This is a genomic window from Fibrobacter sp. UBA3629 (assembly GCF_002374005.1).
Lineage (GTDB): Bacteria > Fibrobacterota > Fibrobacteria > Fibrobacterales > Fibrobacteraceae > Fibrobacter.
In genome coordinates this window covers 30,801-46,358 of sequence record NZ_DFLC01000043.1, presented here as the reverse complement: position 1 = coordinate 46,358, position 15,558 = coordinate 30,801, and the positions used below count along the sequence as shown (strand labels likewise).

The following is a 15,558-nucleotide window of genomic DNA, read 5'->3' as shown; positions in this document are numbered from 1 at the left end:
AACCCCTACTCCAAATTCGAAAACAGGTGGATGTTCATCTGGTAGACGCCGTCGGCATGCTCCTTGTCCTCGCCGATGATGCGCCTTGCCTTCGCCTTGAATTCCTGCAGTTCGGCCTCGAGCTTCTTGTACGCCTCGCTCGAGATGCTGAACGTGAGAGTGCTCATGACGGTCGGCTTCTTGGGCGGCGTGATGAGCGCCTGTTTCGAGAGCTCGAAACACTGCAACTGGTACTGCTTGATGAGTTCCGCGTTGTTGTACGGCCCGCTGCTGATGCTTTCCTTGGTGGGTTTCCAGAAGCCTTCTTCGTTCTTGCGGGCAAGCCCGAGGCGTTCCAGCAGGGCGAGCGAATCCTTCAGCTTGCCGAGAGGGACCTTCGGGAAAATCCTCTTCTGCACGGGCGCCATGTCGTCGCCCACGTCCATCGCGTCCAGTATGGCGAAGAGCGCGCTGTGGTACCAGCGGCTATAATATTCGTAGGCGTCTTCATTTAATATGTGCTGCGGGTTCGGGTGCAGTTTCAGCAGTTCCTGCATCGCTGCGTTGCGGGCGGCGTCGTTTTTCGCCTGGTCGAGTTCCACCATCGTCTCGAAGTACTTCGCCTCTTTCTTGTCGAGTTCGAGGATTTCGATGAACTTTGCCACCATGCGGGGGCTGACCTTCTTGCCCCTGAGGACATCGGCAAAGTAGCTGCGGCTCTTCTCGAGCCCGAGAAGGTTGCAGATTTCGGTACGCGTAAAGCCGGGTTCCGCCTTGGCGCGGGCGGTCTGGTATTCTTCCAGGAACTTGCGGAAGTGCGTAAACTGGTATATGTCTAGGTACTGGTTCATAGCTTTTGGGCCCGGTGTGGGCGCTTCCTATAATATAGATAAAAAACTTCAAAAATGAGAACTTTTTTGAGAACAAAAAGGGGAAAGAGGCGTAGAAAGGCTTCCGGAATGCGCATCTCCTTGATACTCTTTGAGATAAAAGAAAAATAAAAGATTCCCGTAAAGAACAAAGATGCTCCATTCGGGCGGAAAATTCCGCCCATAAAGGCGATTTTTCTATCTTTTGGCGCGAATTTTATGAGGTAATCCTTATGGGTAATGAGGCAGAAAAGCCGAGTATCATTACGTCCTCGCTTGACTTCCTGGTCAACTGGGGCCGAACCAATTCCCTGTGGCCGTTCCCCTACGGTACGGCTTGTTGTGCAATCGAGTTCATGAGTACGGAAGTGGGCCGCTACGACCTTTCGCGTATCGGGTCTGAGTATGTGCGTTTTACGCCGCGTCAGTCCGATGTGCTTTTGGTCTCGGGTACGATCACCTACAAGCAGGCTCCGATTCTGAAGCGTATCTACGAGCAGATGGCCGAACCGCGCTGGGTTATCGCTATGGGCGCATGCGCCTGCTCGGGCGGTTTTTACGACTGCTACTGCACGGTTCCGGGCATTGACCACATTATCCCTGTGGACGTGTATATCGGTGGCTGCCCCAGCCGTCCGGAAGCGTTCTTCGATGCCATGTTCGACCTGCAGAAGAAGATCAAGGACGAATCTTACATGAAGCAGCGCGCCGAACAGGTGAAGGACCAGCTCGAGATGATCAAGGCGAAGACTGCCGAAGCCAAGGCCAATGCGAAGGCCTTTGCCCAGGAGAAGGTTACCGACATCAAGGACTTCGTCGTTGAAAAAGAACAGAACATTGTTAAGAAAGCCCAGTTCTGGAAGGAGTAGAAGATAATGACTGCTGAAGAAATCTTCTCTTGCCTGGAAGAAAAGTTCGGCGCGAAACGCGAAACTCTCGACAAGTGGAGCGTGACTGCCGTGCTGAGCGCCACCTACCTGCGCAATGCGGTTGAATTCCTGAGGGATGGTGACGCCGCGAAGTTCGAGATGCTCGTGGATATCGCGGGCATCGACTACCTGACCTACCCGAACCACGAGGGCCCGCGCTTTGCGGTGGCCTATGCGTTCAAGAGCATCTCTAACCCGGGGCTCCGCATCCGTCTGAAGGTGCTGGTCGGGGAGGATAACCTCAAGGTCCCGACCATTAGTGACTTGTATGCGAACGCCAACTGGTACGAACGTGAAGTCTACGACCAGTTCGGAATCGTGTTCGAGGGCCACCCGGACCTCCGCCGCCTGTTGAACCACGTTGAATTTGTCGGTCACCCGCTCCGCAAGGACTACCCGGCCCAGAAGCGCCAGTGGCTCTCCACCAACGACTACCTGCTCCCGGAACTTGAAAAGCGCCTGCAGGACCTTGGCTACAGGGTCATCCAGCGCAGTAAGGAAGTGGAGACAAACGATAACGAATTCTTGGAAGGGAGTATCAAGGAATGATTGTACTGGATAAGAATGGCGATAAGCTGAACCTGATGCCCCTGAACGTGGGCCCGAGCCACCCGGCCACTCACGGCTGCTTGCGCTTTTTGGCCGCGATGGACGGCGAGACGATTGTCGCGAGCGTAGAAGAAATCGGATACCTGCACCGCGGGTTCGAGAAGATGGTGGAACGCGGCACCTGGCAGCAGGTGGTCCCGTATACCGACCGCCTCAACTACTGCTCGGCCATCATGAACAACATCGCGTACTGCCGTGCGGTAGAGAACATGTTCGGCGTAGAAATCACGGAACGTTGCAAGGTGCTCCGCGTAATTGTAAATGAGCTCAGCCGTATCAACGACCACTTCGTGTGCGTCGCGGCGGCCTTCCAGGATTTGGGTGGAACGACTCCGTTCATGTACGCCTTTAACCCCCGCGAAGAAATCATGTGCATCTGGGAAAAGCTCACGGGTGCGCGCCTCACGAACAGCTACGCCCGCATTGGCGGCCTCTACCGCGACAGCTACGATGGATTTGAAAACGATGTGCTTGCGGCCCTTGGTTCTGTCGAGAAGGCCCTGAAGGACCTGCACGCATGCCTTGACCGAAACCGCATCTTCCTCGACCGTACGGTGGGAATCGGCAAGATTTCTGCAGAACGCGCCATCAGCTACGGCTGGACGGGCCCGTGCCTGCGCGCCTCGGGTGTCGCATCTGACCTGCGCAAGGATGAACCCTACTACGATTACGAAACCTACGACTGGGAAGTCGTGGTTGGCACGCAGGGCGACTGCAACGACCGCCTCCAGGTGCGTCTCGCTGAAATCGAGGAATCCGTGAAGATCGTGCGCCAGGCCCTGAAGCGGTTAACGCCAGGGCCGGTCGACATCGTCGACCCACGCATTCGCGTGCCGGCGCACAAGCTCGCCTACCAGGATATGGAAGGCCTCATCGGGCGTTTCAAGAGCGTGTACGAAGGCATCCGCGTCCCCGAGGGCGAATACTACTGCGGAAGCGAGTGCGCGAACGGCGAACTCGGCTTCACGATTGTTTCTGACGGCAGTGGCCATCCGTACCGCATCAAGGTGCGCCCGCCCTGCCTCACGCAGTTTGCCGCATTCCACGAACTTGTGGAAGGTGGCCAGCTTGCCGACTCCATGGCCGTACTTTCGGGCCTCAACATTATCGCTGGAGAACTTGACCGATGAGAGAACATATTCAAGGTGCAGTCCAGTTCGTTTCGAACAACCGTTTAAAGTTCGACCGTCCCGCGCAGCCTATCGAGGCCCTGCCGGATCCCGGCCAGACGTTCGGTTATGTGAACAAGGAAGTTCCGCAACCCTCCCCGAAGGAAGTGCTAGCGAAACTTGAGACTCCTGAAATCAAGGAACGTTGCGCGGACCTGCTCAGCCGCTATCCGGTGGGCCAGGGCGCTCTCCTCGAAGTGCTGTGGCTCGTGCAGGGCGTGTTCGGCTGGGTGCCGCGCGAAGGCATCCGTTGGGCGGCCAAGGTTTGCGGTTGCGCGCCGGCCCATGCGCTCGGTGTCGCGACCTTCTACACCATGTATAACCACGCGCCGAAGGGCAAGTTCCTGCTGCAGTTCTGCCGCAACATCAGCTGCACCATCAAGGGTGCGCCGGCTCTGATCGCGCACGTGGAAAAGTCCCTGAACATCAAGACGGGGGAGACAACTCCGGACGGCCTCTTCACGCTTTTGCAGGTGGAATGCCTCGGTAGCTGCGGCAACGGCCCGATGATGCTCGTGAACGACGACTTCGCGACCGACGTGGAAAACGACCAGCTAGTGATGAAGCCGGGGACGACGCTTACCGAAGAAAGCATTGCCCGCATCCTCAAGTGGTGCTATGCCCACGAAGACAACGTCCCGAAGCACGATGTTCTCGGTGGAATCGTGAAGGGCCACGGCGGCCACCCCGGCGCTCCGGGTGCTACGGCCAAGCCGCAGGTCGCCGACTACGCTCCGCCCTCTCCGGTTTTGAACGTGAAGGCCGAAGCCGACGAGACGGGTGCCACCCTCACATGGAAGGGTGCTCCCGAATTCACGAAGATCGTGGTGGAAAAGAAGAACGGCAACGACTGGGTCGCGGTGGGCGAGCCGGGCGTGAAGGACAAGGCGTTTGTGGACGCTGCCGGCAAGGTCGGCGACGTGTACCGCATGATTGCCACTTCCGGCGAACGTACGGCCAAGCCCTCTAACGAGGCCGTGACCACCCAGAAGCCGGCTCCGGTCGAGGAGGCTAAGTAATTATGGCTGAATGTGTAAAAGTTTGTACGCAGAACTTTGGTAAGGGCGCCCAGGACATCGAAGTCTACAAGAAGCTGGGCGGCTACGCGAATATTTCTGAACGCCTGTTCAACATGAGCCAGTTCGAGCTCATTGACTACGTGCAGCGCTCTAACCTGCGTGGCCGTGGCGGTGCAGGCTTCCCGACGGGCATGAAGTGGAGCTTCGTTCCCCGCAATTCCGGCAAGCCCGTGTACATCGTGGTGAACGCCGACGAAGGCGAAGGCGGAACGTTCAAGGATCACTTCCTGATGATGGAAGATCCGCACCGCTTGATCGAAGGCCTGATTATCGCGGCTTGGGCGCTCGGTTCCCGTGCGGCATACATCTACTGCCGTGGCGAATTCCTGCCCTGCATCGAGAGCATCAACAAGGCGCTGAACCAGGCATATGCTGCCGGCTACCTCGGCGAAAACATTATGGGCACCAAGTTCTGCTTCGATATCTTCGTGCATCGCGGCGCCGGCGCCTACATCTGCGGTGAAGAAACTGCTCTTATCAACTCGCTTGAAGGCCAGAAGGGCCAGCCCCGCCTGAAGCCGCCATTCCCGGCGGTGAGCGGCGCCTGGAAGTCTCCGACCTGCGTGAATAACGTGGAGACCATCATGGCGCTTCCGTGGATTCTGCAGCACGACCCGAGCGAATACGCCAAGATGGGTACGCCCCGTGCTGGCGGTACGAAGGTGTTCTGCATCAGTGGCGACGTGAAGAATCCGGGCGTGTACGAGGCTCCTCTCGGAACCCCGATGATGACGATGATCAACGAATATGCCGGTGGTGTCGTGGGCGGAAAGCTCAAGGCCGTGTTGCCGGGCGGTTCCTCTTGCGCTCCGCTGACTGCCGAAGAAGCGGCGGTCGCGACGATGGATTACGAATGCCTCGCCTCGATGAAGACGATGTTCGGTTCGGGCGCCATGATCGTGATCAACGATACCCACAACATGGTGGACCTCTTGAACTGCCTCGGCAACTTCTATAGTCACGAATCTTGCGGCCAGTGCACTCCGTGCCGCGAAGGTACGGGTCTTCTGCACCGCATGCTGAATCTGATTGTCGAAGGCAAGGGCCACGACGGCGACGTGGAACTGATGCAGAGCCTCTGCGGCGGTTTTGGCGGCGTGACGATTTGCCCGCTGTCCATTTCGCTTGGCGGCCCCGTTTCGAGCTACACGGCGAAGTTCCGTGCGGACTTCGATGAATATATCGCAAAGAACCCCGACCACGCCAAGCCGCGTGTTCAGGAAACCTATCGTCCTGGAATTTTCTGGTAATAATATGAGTAACTACTACAACATGCCGAAACTCCCGACCGAGAACAGCCCGAAGGTGGAAATCTTCGTGGACGACAAGCCGGTGATGGTTCCTGGCGATACGAACCTCCTCGAGGCCCTCAAGGCCGTCGGGATTGAAACACCCCACGTATGTTACCATCCTTACCTCCCGGTATCAGGTAACTGCCGCCAGTGCCTGGTGGAACAGGAAGGTCCCCGCGGCCGCATGCTCGTGATTGCCTGCTACACGCCGGTTGCCCCGGGCATGAAAATCTACACGCCTGCCTCCAGCGCCCGCGTGAAGAACGCCCGCAAGGCCACTCAGGAATTCATGCTGGTGAACCACCCGCTCGATTGCCCCATCTGCGACAAGGCCGGTGAATGCACCCTGCAGGAAAACTACATGGAAGCGGGCCAGAACGAATCCCGCATGCGTCCCGAATACGGCAAGAACTACCACGGCAATCCGGCGCACCAGTTCATTGACGCCAAGGGCCAGCTCCGTGGCGGCAAGCATGTGGACTTGGGCCCCCGTGTGTTGCTCGACGAAGAACGCTGCGTGCAGTGCGACCGTTGCGTGCGCTTTATGCGTAGCATCGCAGGTTCGGAACAGCTGCAGCTCGCCGGCCGTGCCGACCACACCTACATCACCACGTTCCCGGGCGAAAAGCTCGACCACGAATACGACCTGTGCGTGACGGACGTGTGCCCGGTGGGCGCCATGACTGCGAAGTACTTCCGCTTTCAGAAGCGTGTCTGGCTGCTTTCCCACACGCCGACCATCTCGATGGACGATTCCCTCGGCGCGAACATCTGGCTTGACCATGCCGATGGCCGCATCTACCGCGTGATGCCGCGCTGCAACCCCGAAGTGAACCGCAGCTGGCTTTCGAACACGAGCCGCCTTGCGTTCCAGCAGTTCGACAAGAACCGCTTGCCGGCGATGGGCTTCCGCGTGATTCAGGAAGTCATTTCTGAAACCAAGTCTGTCGGGGGCAAGGTCGCCCTCGTCGCGGGTGGCGCCTGCACCATCGAGGATTTGGCTGCGCTCCGCATGCTCAAGGATTCCTTGGGCGACTCCGCCGAACTTTTCGGCGGGACTTTCAAGAAGGTCGGTGCCCCCGACGGCATCGCCATGAGCGGTGACCCGATGGCGAACCGCATGGGCTTCAAGCTGATGGGCGTGCCCGATGACAACCTTGCCGATCTCGTGAAACGCGCCGGTGAATTCAAGGTGCTCGTGACCGTGAACGCGGACCTCTTCGGTGAAGATGCCGCCGCGGCTTCTGCCTTGGAAAAGATTCCGAGCCGCATCGCGCTCTCGGCATTCAACGATGCGACCGCCGCGAAGGCGACTCTCGCATTCGGCATCCGCCACTGGAGCGAAATTCAGGGATCGATGGTGAACAGCCTGAACATCCTCCAGAAGCTGAATGCATGTCCGGTCTGCCCCGACGAAAAACTCCGCCCGGCCTACGAGGTGCTCTCGGAGCTTGCCGGAGCAAAGTTCGGCTGCGCATCCGAGGCCTTCAGACAGGCGGGCGCATACGCCCCGGCCCTCTCCGGCCTTACCTACGATTCTATCAAGAGCACAGGCAATCTCCTCGAAGGAGGTAACGCATAATGGATATTATCGAATCCAAAACCTGGGTGGAATGGCTCATCACGATTGCGAAGTTCGCCTTCTGCTTCGTGCCGGTCCTCTACATCCTGTTGCTGATTCCTATGGAACGCCGTGGCGCCGGCTTCATGCAGGACCGCCAGGGACCTAACCGTTCCTACATCAAGATTCCCTACTTCGGAAAGATCCGTCTGTTCGGCTACGTGCAGAACATGTGCGACGGTACCAAGCTGTTCTTCAAGGAAATGTTCGCCCCCGCGGGCGTGAACAAGGTGCTCTACTACGTGGCTCCGGCAATCCCGTTCGCCATCGTGTTCCTCTCACCCTGCGTGATTCCCTGGTTCGGCCCGATGGTGTTCGAATGGGGCGGCAAGATGGTCCGCATCCCGGGATCCATCATCGATTCCGACGTGGGCGTGCTCCTGCTGTTCGGTTTCAGCTCGCTTTCCGCGTTCGGCGCCGTATTGGCCGGTTGGGCGTCCAAGTCCAAGTACAGCTTCCTCGGTGCGCTGCGTACGAGTTCCATGACCATCAGTTACGAAGTGTGCCTCGGCCTCTCGATGATGGGCATCCTGCTCCTCGCGGGTTCCTTCAACCTGACCGATATCGTGACCTGGCAGGAACACCACGTGTGGGGCATTGTCGCCCAGCCGGTGGCGTTCTTCTGCTTCCTCATCGCGAGCATCGCTGAAACCGGCCGTGCCCCGTTCGACGTGGCCGAAGGCGAGCCCGAACTTGTCGCCGGCTACCATACGGAATATGGTGCCATGCAGTTCGGCCTCTTCTACATGGGCGAATACTCGCACATCTGCATCAACAGCTTCCTTATCGCGACGCTCTTCCTGGGCGGCTACGCGGTTCCGTTCGTGACGACCGAGACGATGCAGGCCCACATGGGCGGCTCGCTTGCGGTGCTCTGCGGCATCCTCGCGTTCCTCGCTCTCGCGTTCCTCCACATGGTTCACCGCTACTCGAAGAAGCTTGCCGCTACGGCCCAGACTCATCGCTTCGAGGTGCTCCGCGAATACAAGCTCTACAATATCATTGCGTGGGCTGCCGTTGCGGTGTTCGTCATCCTCGGCGTCTGCGCCTGGTTCTTCTACAATCCGGCGAACATGGTCGTGAACGGTGTTGCCGTGGGCAGCCTCGCGACGGCTCTCGGTACGGCGCTCATCCACCTGCTCGTGCTCGTGGTGAAGAGCGTCATGTTCTGCTGGGTGTGGATCTGGGTGCGCTGGACTCTTCCGCGCTTCCGCTACGATCACGTGATGAACCTCGGCTGGAAGATTATCTTGAACATCGCCCTCATCAACCTCGTGGTGACTGCGGTCATCGCTAAACTCGTAGGGGGTAACTAATGCGTGTTATTAGACAGAAACCCATGACGTTGGGCGAACGCCTCTATATTTTCGAGGCCCTTCGCGGTCTGTGGACGACTCTCAAGCATGCCGCCCGCGGCCTGTTCCGCTATGAGACTCTTCCGACGATTTCGTATCCGGAAGGAAAGCCCGAAGTCCGCAACACTTACCGTGCCAAGCATCGCCTGATGCTTCGCCCCGATGGCACCCCGCGCTGTGTCGCTTGCGGCATGTGCGCAGCGGCCTGCCCCGCGCACTGCATCTTTATCGAGGCTACGGCCAGTGACGACCCGCGTATCGAGAAGCGCGTGATGCGTTTCGATATCGACCACCTGACCTGCGTGTTCTGTGGTCTCTGCGTCGAAGCTTGCCCGGTGGATGCGCTCCGCATGGATACGAAGGAAATGGTCTTTGAACACCGCAACCGCGATGACTTTGTCGCCCACCTCTACGATCTCACCAACTGGGATCCGAAGGATTATCCGGACGACGAACAGAGTCAGGTGGCTCCCGGTGGAACCAAGAATGCCGAGGCCCTCAGGGTCTGGGGAATGGAGGTTAAGTAATGCTTGCCCTTATTTATTTCATCATTCTCGCGGTGATTGCTCTCGGTGCTGCTACCTGCGTACTGCTGAGCCGTCATCCTCTTTACGGGGCGCTTTCGCTCGTCGTTTCCATGGTGTCGCTCGCCGGCATCTACGGCCTTCTCGGTAGCCCCTTCCTCGGGGTCGTGCAGGTTATGGTTTACGCCGGCGCCATCATGATGCTCGTGACGTTTGTCATCATGGTGCTGAACGGTGCCCGCGATTCCCGGACGCCGATGTTCGACAAGGTGTCGCTCTTCATCATCCCCGCGGTCCTCGTGCTTGCGGCGCTCGTGGGTGTGGCTCTTGTCCGTGCCCCGCTCGGCTTCGATGCTGCGACAATCCGCGGCTCCGTGGCGGTGACGTCGGAAACTCTCTTTAACGTGGCCCAGGGCGGCCCGGGTTACTTTATCCTGTTCGAGGTGCTTGGCCTGCTCCTGCTCTCTGCTATGGTGGCGGCCGTGCTCATGGCCAAGAAGCGCCTCGGTTCTGTGGATTCTGAAAACGTGGAGGAAAAACACTGATGGAACTCCAACCCATTTTCATTCAGATTCTTGCCTTGGCAATCTTTGCCGTCGGCATCATTGTTGCCATCTCGCGTCGCAACCTGTTCTTCGTGCTGATGGGCATTGAACTTGCCTTGAACGCCGTGAATCTCTCGTTCGTGGGGTTCGCGAAGACGCTTCCTGCCGAAGCGAGCCTTACGGGCCAGATTGTGCCTCTGTTCTCCATCGCCATTGCGGCTGCCGAAGCGTGCGTGGGTTTTGCAATGGTCATCCTGATCTTCCGCAACCGCGAAAGCGTCGATGCGGATTCCTATTCCAACATGAGGGGCTAAGCGATGACAAATTTACCTTTGTGGCTCATTCCCCTGTTCCCCCTGCTGGGAACGATTCTCCTCGGTACGATTGCTGTCGTTTCTTCCGGTAGCAAGAAGGGCGCAGCCGAAAACATCGTGGGTGGACTTGCCGTCATTTTCCCGGCCATGTCCTTTGCCTGCGTGACGGTCCTGGCCTGTGGAATGCCGGAATCCGGAATCCGTGAAACCCTCTGCAACTGGATCGATTTCCCGCTTCTGCATGTGGATATCGGATTCCTGTTCGATGGGCTTTCCCGCATCATGCTCCTGTTCGTCACAGGAATCGGAACGCTTATCGCGCTCTACTCTATCGGCTACATGCATGGCGACCGCGGCTTCGCCCGTTTCTTCGCCTACATCAACCTGTTCCTGTTCAGCATGATCGTGCTTGTGCTTTCGGACAACCTCCTCCTCACGTTCTTCGGTTGGGAAGGTGTGGGTCTCTGCTCTTACCTGCTCATCGGCTTCTGGAACAAGGACCTCAAGAACTGCAAGGCGGCGAACAAGGCGTTCATCGTGAACCGCGTGGGCGACATTGGATTCCTTCTCGGAATGCTTTGCCTCCTCTCTATTGGCGGTGCCGCGGTCCTCAACTACGACATTTTCAACCAGTTCATGCAGATGATTCTGAACGGCGGCCATCTTGACCTGGTGTTCACGCTTCTCACCTTGACGGGTGTGTTGTTCTTCGTGGGATGCACCGGCAAGTCCGCGCAGATTCCGCTCCTGACCTGGCTTCCTGACGCCATGGCGGGTCCGACTCCCGTGTCCGCGCTCATCCACGCGGCGACGATGGTCACGAGCGGTGTGTACCTGGTGGCGCGCATGGGCAAGATGTTCTGCATGCTGCCCGAGGTTTTGCTCCTCATTGCGTTTGTCGGTATGTTCACTGCGCTCTGGGCTGCCATTACGGGCCTCTTCCAGAACGACATCAAGAAGGTGCTTGCCTACTCGACAATCAGCCAGCTCGGCTACATGTTCATGGCGGCGGGCGTCTGCGCGTTCGATGCCTCCATCTTCCACGTGTTTACGCACGCCTTCTTCAAGGCGGCGCTCTTCCTTGGCGCGGGTGCGGTTATCCACTCGCTGGCCGGGGAACAGGATATGCGCAAGATGGGCGGCCTCCTGAAAAAGACCCCGGTCACGGCTTGCGTCATGATTTTTGCGTTCTTCGCGATTGTCGGTTTCCCGGGTTTCGCTGGCTTCTGGTCCAAGGACCTGATTCTCGAAAAACTCGTTTCTAACGGCCCTGTCATTGCGATGCCTTTTGCTCTCGGCGGCTCGGTGAACGTGCCTGTCGGAATGATTCTCTATGTGGTTGGCCTTGCGACGGCCGTTATCACGGCGGTCTACATGGGACGTCTCATTATCATGACCTTCTTCGGTGAATACCGCGGAAGCAAGGAGAGCGAGGCCCATATCCATGAGGCTCCGGCCGTGATGCTCATCCCGATGGTTGTGCTCACGTTCGGTTCCATCTTCGCGGGCTACCTCTGGGCGGACATGATCGGCATTACGTTCTTCAAGGATTCCCTCGCTGCGGCCCTGGGTGGTGCCGAGGCGGTTGGCGAAAGCATCCTGTCGGTGCATCACGTGAACCCGGTGCTGTTCGCGGTACTCGGCACGCTGGCTGCCCTACTGGGTATGTTTATCGCCTGGCGCGTTTATGCGAATAAGAAAATTCCGACCCCCAAGGATTCGGGTGCTCCGGAAGGTTCTGCGGCGGCATGGACGTTCGTGTGGGACTACATCCATGTTGGATTTGTTTTCCCGGTGCGTGTGATTGCCTGGATTTGCGATGTCGTTGTCGACAAGTTCCTGCAGGCGTTCCAGTGGACGCTTGGTGCAATCGGGGAAATCCTCGGTGATGGCGCGAGCACTTTCCAGGTCCGCAGGGTGCGCCTCCAGCTTGCGCTCAGCATTACGGGGGTCGCGCTGATTGTGCTCGTCGCCCTGTTTGCCGAAGGCATCGTCGGTATTCCGGACTTTGTCTTTAAACTTATCGATAGTGTAAAATCTCTTCTCGGGAGGGTAATCTAATGCTTTTACATCTCCTCGTCTTTGCGCCGTTCGTTGCGGCCATCCTGATGGTTCTCAACTCCAAGGAGGACTTCAAGGCCTCGACGCACATGGCGATTCTTTTCGGGATTGTTTTTGCCGGCATGTCGGTTGCGCTGGTCGCTAATGGCAACATGGCGACGACCCCTGTCGAGTGGTTCCATATTCCGGGTTGCAAGGGCCCTGCCTACTACTATCTCTATAGCCATGGCCTGGGCGCCTGGATGGTGTTCCTGTCTTGCGGGCTTTCGCTGGTCGCCCTTATCTCGGCGCGCGGACACCTGGACAAGAACTACCGCAACTTCGCTATCGGCATTTTCGCGCTCATGGGTGCGATGAACGGAACGTTCCTCGCTGCCGACGCGGTGCTGTTCTTCTTCTTTTTCGAGGCCATGGTGATTCCCGCGGCGCTTCTCATTGCGGGTTTCGGTGGCGAAAAGCGGAAGCAGGCTGCAATGACGTTCGCGATTTACACGCTGGTGGGTTCTGCTCCGATGATGGTCGCTCTCTGGTACCTATTGACCATTGCCGACAATTCGTTGGTGCTTTCTATCGTGCTCGCGGTCCAGACGATGCCCCAGAGCGCACAGCTGCTTGTGTTCTTGAGCTTCCTGCTCGCATTCCTCGTGAAGACTCCGATTTTCCCGTTCCACGGCTGGCAAGCGATAACGTATTCCGAAGCTCCGGCTCCGCTTTCGGCTATCCTTACTGGCGCGATGAGCAAGGCGGGCGTTTTCGGTTTTATCGCCTGGATGCTCCCGATCTTTACGCTTGATGTGCCGCAGATTATGACTGTCTTGTGGCTTGGCCTTATAACCGCGATTTACGGGGCGCTCATGGCGCTCCGCGCGACTGACGGCAAGAAACTGCTCGCCTACAGTTCCATGAGCCATTTGGGCATCGCGGTTGCTGGCGTATTCAGCTTCTCCGAGTCGATGCTTACGGCTGTCCTCGTGCTCCTGGTGGCGCATGGCATTTCTGCCGGTGTTCAGTACTTCTTGCTCGGGGTTGCCGAGCGCATGACGGGGACTCGCAATATCGAGGAAATGGGCGGACTTTCGCATACGAATCCTGTGTTCGGATTCCTCTTTGGCGCTGCGGGCGTCCTGGCCCTCGCGGTTCCCGGTACGGCCGGGTTCATCGGGGAATTTGGCGTCCTCCTTTCTGTTTGGGACATGAACCCGTTCTGTGCTGGCGTCGTGGGCTTCTGCATGATTCTCTCGGCGGCCTACATGCTGCGCTTTATCCAGAAGGTCATTTTTGGAACGCCTGCCCGCGAATATAAGGAAGGCCCGCGTGCGAGCGCACTTGAAGGTTTTGCCTATGGCGTGATGCTCCTGCTTCTCCTGGTGTTTGGTTTCCATCCCGCTTTCGTGACGAACGCTCTGCGTGATCTCAACGACTCCACGGAACAGACGGCGGCCATTGACGAAGAAGCCGCTGTCGATGAGGCTTTGCCCGATGCGCTTCCTGTCGAGGATGAAGAAGCTGTGGAGGCGGAACCCCTCGAATCGCACATCGCGACTTCTGCCGACGTGGCGCAGCTCGATTCTTCGCTGACAGCAGCCGGATTCTCTGAAGAGGAGAAGAAGGAACTGATCCGTCAGGTAATCGAAACCGAGGCCAATATGGCGAAGGCGACCGCAGCCGCTCTCGAAAAAGAACAATCTGCTCAACCGACCGTAAAGGACGAGGAGGCTTCCAATGACTAGTCTTGTGATGTTTATGCCGGTAATCGTAGTGGCGCTTGGCGCGCTGGTCTCTCTTGCCGCAGAACCGTTCCTGAACGACGAAAGCAAGCACAAGGTCCTTCCGTGGGTTGCTGCGGTGTTTGTCGCGCTTGGCATGGCGGCGTTTGCCTTGGTGAAGGTGGATTGCGTCTACGATCTGTTCGCGGTGGACCCGGTCCGTCGCTTGCTCGGTGTCTCTGTCCTCCTTTGCGCCTTGCTCGGCATTGGCGGACTCCAGTGGATGCTCGGCCGCGAGAAGATGAAGGGTGGCGAAGCCTACGGGCTCATGCTTCTCGCTTCTTGCGGTGCCCTGCTCATGACGCAGGCGATAGACTTCCTTTCCCTCTTCATTGCCATGGAACTCACGAGTTTCCCGGTCTATGCCCTTGTCGGCATCCGCCGTAAAGACCAGAATGCGGGTGAAGGCGTGTTCAAGTATTTTGTGTCGGGCTCCATATTCAGCGCCTTCTTCCTTTACGGGGTGGCCTTGATTTATGGCGCTACGGGTAGTACGCACATGTTCTCTGCAGTGCTTGAAGGCCGTGGCTCGATTTATGCGGTGGGCATCCTGCTTGTCGTGTTCGGTCTCCTGTTCAAGGCAGGCGCTGCCCCGGTACATTTCTGGGTGGCCGATGTCTATACGGGTGCATCCGTTGCCGTGACTGGCTTCATGGCTGCTGTCGTGAAGGTGGGTGCATTAGCGGCTCTCGGCTCTGTATGGGTGGGAATCCTCGCGACCCGTGCCGGAGCTCCTGCTGCATGGAACCTTGCAGAACCGGTGAAGTTTGCATCCCAGTCTCCCGCACTTTATTACGTTGTCCTGGTTGTCGCTATCCTCTCGATGGTGATTGGCGCCTTCAGTGGCCTTGCCCAGAAATCCATCCGTCGAATTCTTGCGTTCTCTGCCGTGATGAACGCGGGCTTCATTGTGATTGGCCTCCTGCTTCCAAACTACCTCAAGGAAGGCTCCGTGCAGCTAGGCTCCATGTTCTTCTTCCTGGTGACTTACGCCATCGCAAGTGCGGGCGCCCTGACGGGAATTGCCTACCTTGCCGGTAAAGAAGACAAGAACGAGAACCTGGAAGACATTCAGGGTGTCGGCCGTCGCCGTCCGTTCGTTGCGCTCGGTGTTGCGGTCTGTCTTGCTAGCCTTGCCGGACTTCCGCCTGTCGCGGGCTTCCTCGCGAAGTTTGCTCTGTTCGCAGGAGCCTTCTCTGCGGGAATGACGGCTACGGCCATCTTTGGCTTTGGCCTTTCGCTCGTGGCGGCGGTTTACTACCTTCGAATCGCCTATGTGCTGTTTGCTCCCCGCAAGGAACCTTGCCAGTGCAAGTGCTGTTGCCAGACGGATCCCCATTATGGTTATATGCTCAAGTTTACCGTATCGCTTGCTGCTCTTGCCCTGCTTGCGATGAGCGTGCTTCCGGCATCTGCCCTCATCGGCTAGTCTTTAGAGGATAAATC

At 57.9% G+C, this 15,558-nt stretch carries 13 protein-coding genes and 1 pseudogene; 13 read left to right on the top strand and 1 reads right to left on the bottom strand.

Annotation, left to right across the window (positions count from 1 at the left end):
- Positions 1–5: 5 nt before the first annotated feature.
- On the bottom strand, positions 6–830 hold the full coding sequence (locus tag B2310_RS13225) for a TIGR02147 family protein (RefSeq protein ID WP_290732417.1): 825 nt from the start codon (positions 828–830) through the stop codon (positions 6–8).
- A 251-nt stretch (positions 831–1,081) separates the two neighbouring features.
- On the opposite strand from B2310_RS13225, the pseudogene B2310_RS13220 reads away from it, so the two are divergent.
- From B2310_RS13220 to B2310_RS13160, 13 genes and pseudogenes are all read left to right on the top strand, one after another.
- Positions 1,082–1,582: pseudogene (locus tag B2310_RS13220) on the top strand (NADH-quinone oxidoreductase subunit B); the annotation flags it as partial.
- 141 nt (positions 1,583–1,723) lie between these two features.
- Entirely contained in the window at positions 1,724–2,326 is a 603-nt protein-coding gene (locus B2310_RS13215; protein ID WP_206674508.1) for an NADH-quinone oxidoreductase subunit C, read from the top strand.
- Positions 2,323–3,516, top strand: coding sequence for an NADH-quinone oxidoreductase subunit D (locus B2310_RS13210; RefSeq protein ID WP_290726383.1), 1,194 nt, complete (start codon positions 2,323–2,325; stop codon positions 3,514–3,516). The genes B2310_RS13215 and B2310_RS13210 overlap by 4 nt, the downstream gene beginning before the upstream one ends.
- On the top strand, positions 3,513–4,574 hold the full coding sequence (locus B2310_RS13205) for a complex I 24 kDa subunit family protein (RefSeq protein WP_290732413.1): 1,062 nt from the start codon (positions 3,513–3,515) through the stop codon (positions 4,572–4,574). Before B2310_RS13210 ends, B2310_RS13205 begins: the two co-directional genes overlap by 4 nt.
- A gap of 2 nt (positions 4,575–4,576) precedes the next feature.
- Entirely contained in the window at positions 4,577–5,884 is a 1,308-nt protein-coding gene (gene nuoF, locus B2310_RS13200; RefSeq protein WP_290732410.1) for an NADH-quinone oxidoreductase subunit NuoF, read from the top strand.
- A 4-nt stretch (positions 5,885–5,888) separates the two neighbouring features.
- Positions 5,889–7,508, top strand: a complete 1,620-nt coding sequence (locus tag B2310_RS13195) for a 2Fe-2S iron-sulfur cluster-binding protein (protein WP_290726388.1) — start codon at positions 5,889–5,891, stop codon at positions 7,506–7,508.
- Positions 7,508–8,863, top strand: a complete 1,356-nt coding sequence (locus B2310_RS13190; RefSeq protein WP_290732407.1) for a complex I subunit 1/NuoH family protein — start codon at positions 7,508–7,510, stop codon at positions 8,861–8,863. Before B2310_RS13195 ends, B2310_RS13190 begins: the two co-directional genes overlap by 1 nt.
- Positions 8,863–9,429, top strand: coding sequence for a NuoI/complex I 23 kDa subunit family protein (locus B2310_RS13185; RefSeq protein ID WP_173382703.1), 567 nt, complete (start codon positions 8,863–8,865; stop codon positions 9,427–9,429). The genes B2310_RS13190 and B2310_RS13185 overlap by 1 nt, the downstream gene beginning before the upstream one ends.
- Entirely contained in the window at positions 9,429–9,971 is a 543-nt protein-coding gene (locus B2310_RS13180) for an NADH-quinone oxidoreductase subunit J (protein ID WP_173382702.1), read from the top strand. The genes B2310_RS13185 and B2310_RS13180 overlap by 1 nt, the downstream gene beginning before the upstream one ends.
- Positions 9,971–10,285 carry an NADH-quinone oxidoreductase subunit NuoK gene (nuoK, locus tag B2310_RS13175; protein WP_173366211.1) on the top strand — a complete coding sequence of 105 codons (315 nt, stop codon included), beginning with the start codon at positions 9,971–9,973 and terminating at the stop codon, positions 10,283–10,285. Before B2310_RS13180 ends, nuoK begins: the two co-directional genes overlap by 1 nt.
- A gap of 3 nt (positions 10,286–10,288) precedes the next feature.
- Positions 10,289–12,346: an NADH-quinone oxidoreductase subunit L gene (gene nuoL, locus B2310_RS13170; protein WP_290732402.1), complete on the top strand. Its 2,058-nt coding sequence runs from the start codon at positions 10,289–10,291 to the stop codon at positions 12,344–12,346.
- A complete protein-coding gene (locus B2310_RS13165; RefSeq protein ID WP_290732399.1) occupies positions 12,346–14,076 on the top strand; it encodes a complex I subunit 4 family protein in 1,731 nt (576 codons plus the stop codon). Before nuoL ends, B2310_RS13165 begins: the two co-directional genes overlap by 1 nt.
- Positions 14,069–15,541 carry an NADH-quinone oxidoreductase subunit N gene (locus tag B2310_RS13160; RefSeq protein ID WP_173382699.1) on the top strand — a complete coding sequence of 491 codons (1,473 nt, stop codon included), beginning with the start codon at positions 14,069–14,071 and terminating at the stop codon, positions 15,539–15,541. Before B2310_RS13165 ends, B2310_RS13160 begins: the two co-directional genes overlap by 8 nt.
- Positions 15,542–15,558 lie beyond the last annotated feature (17 nt).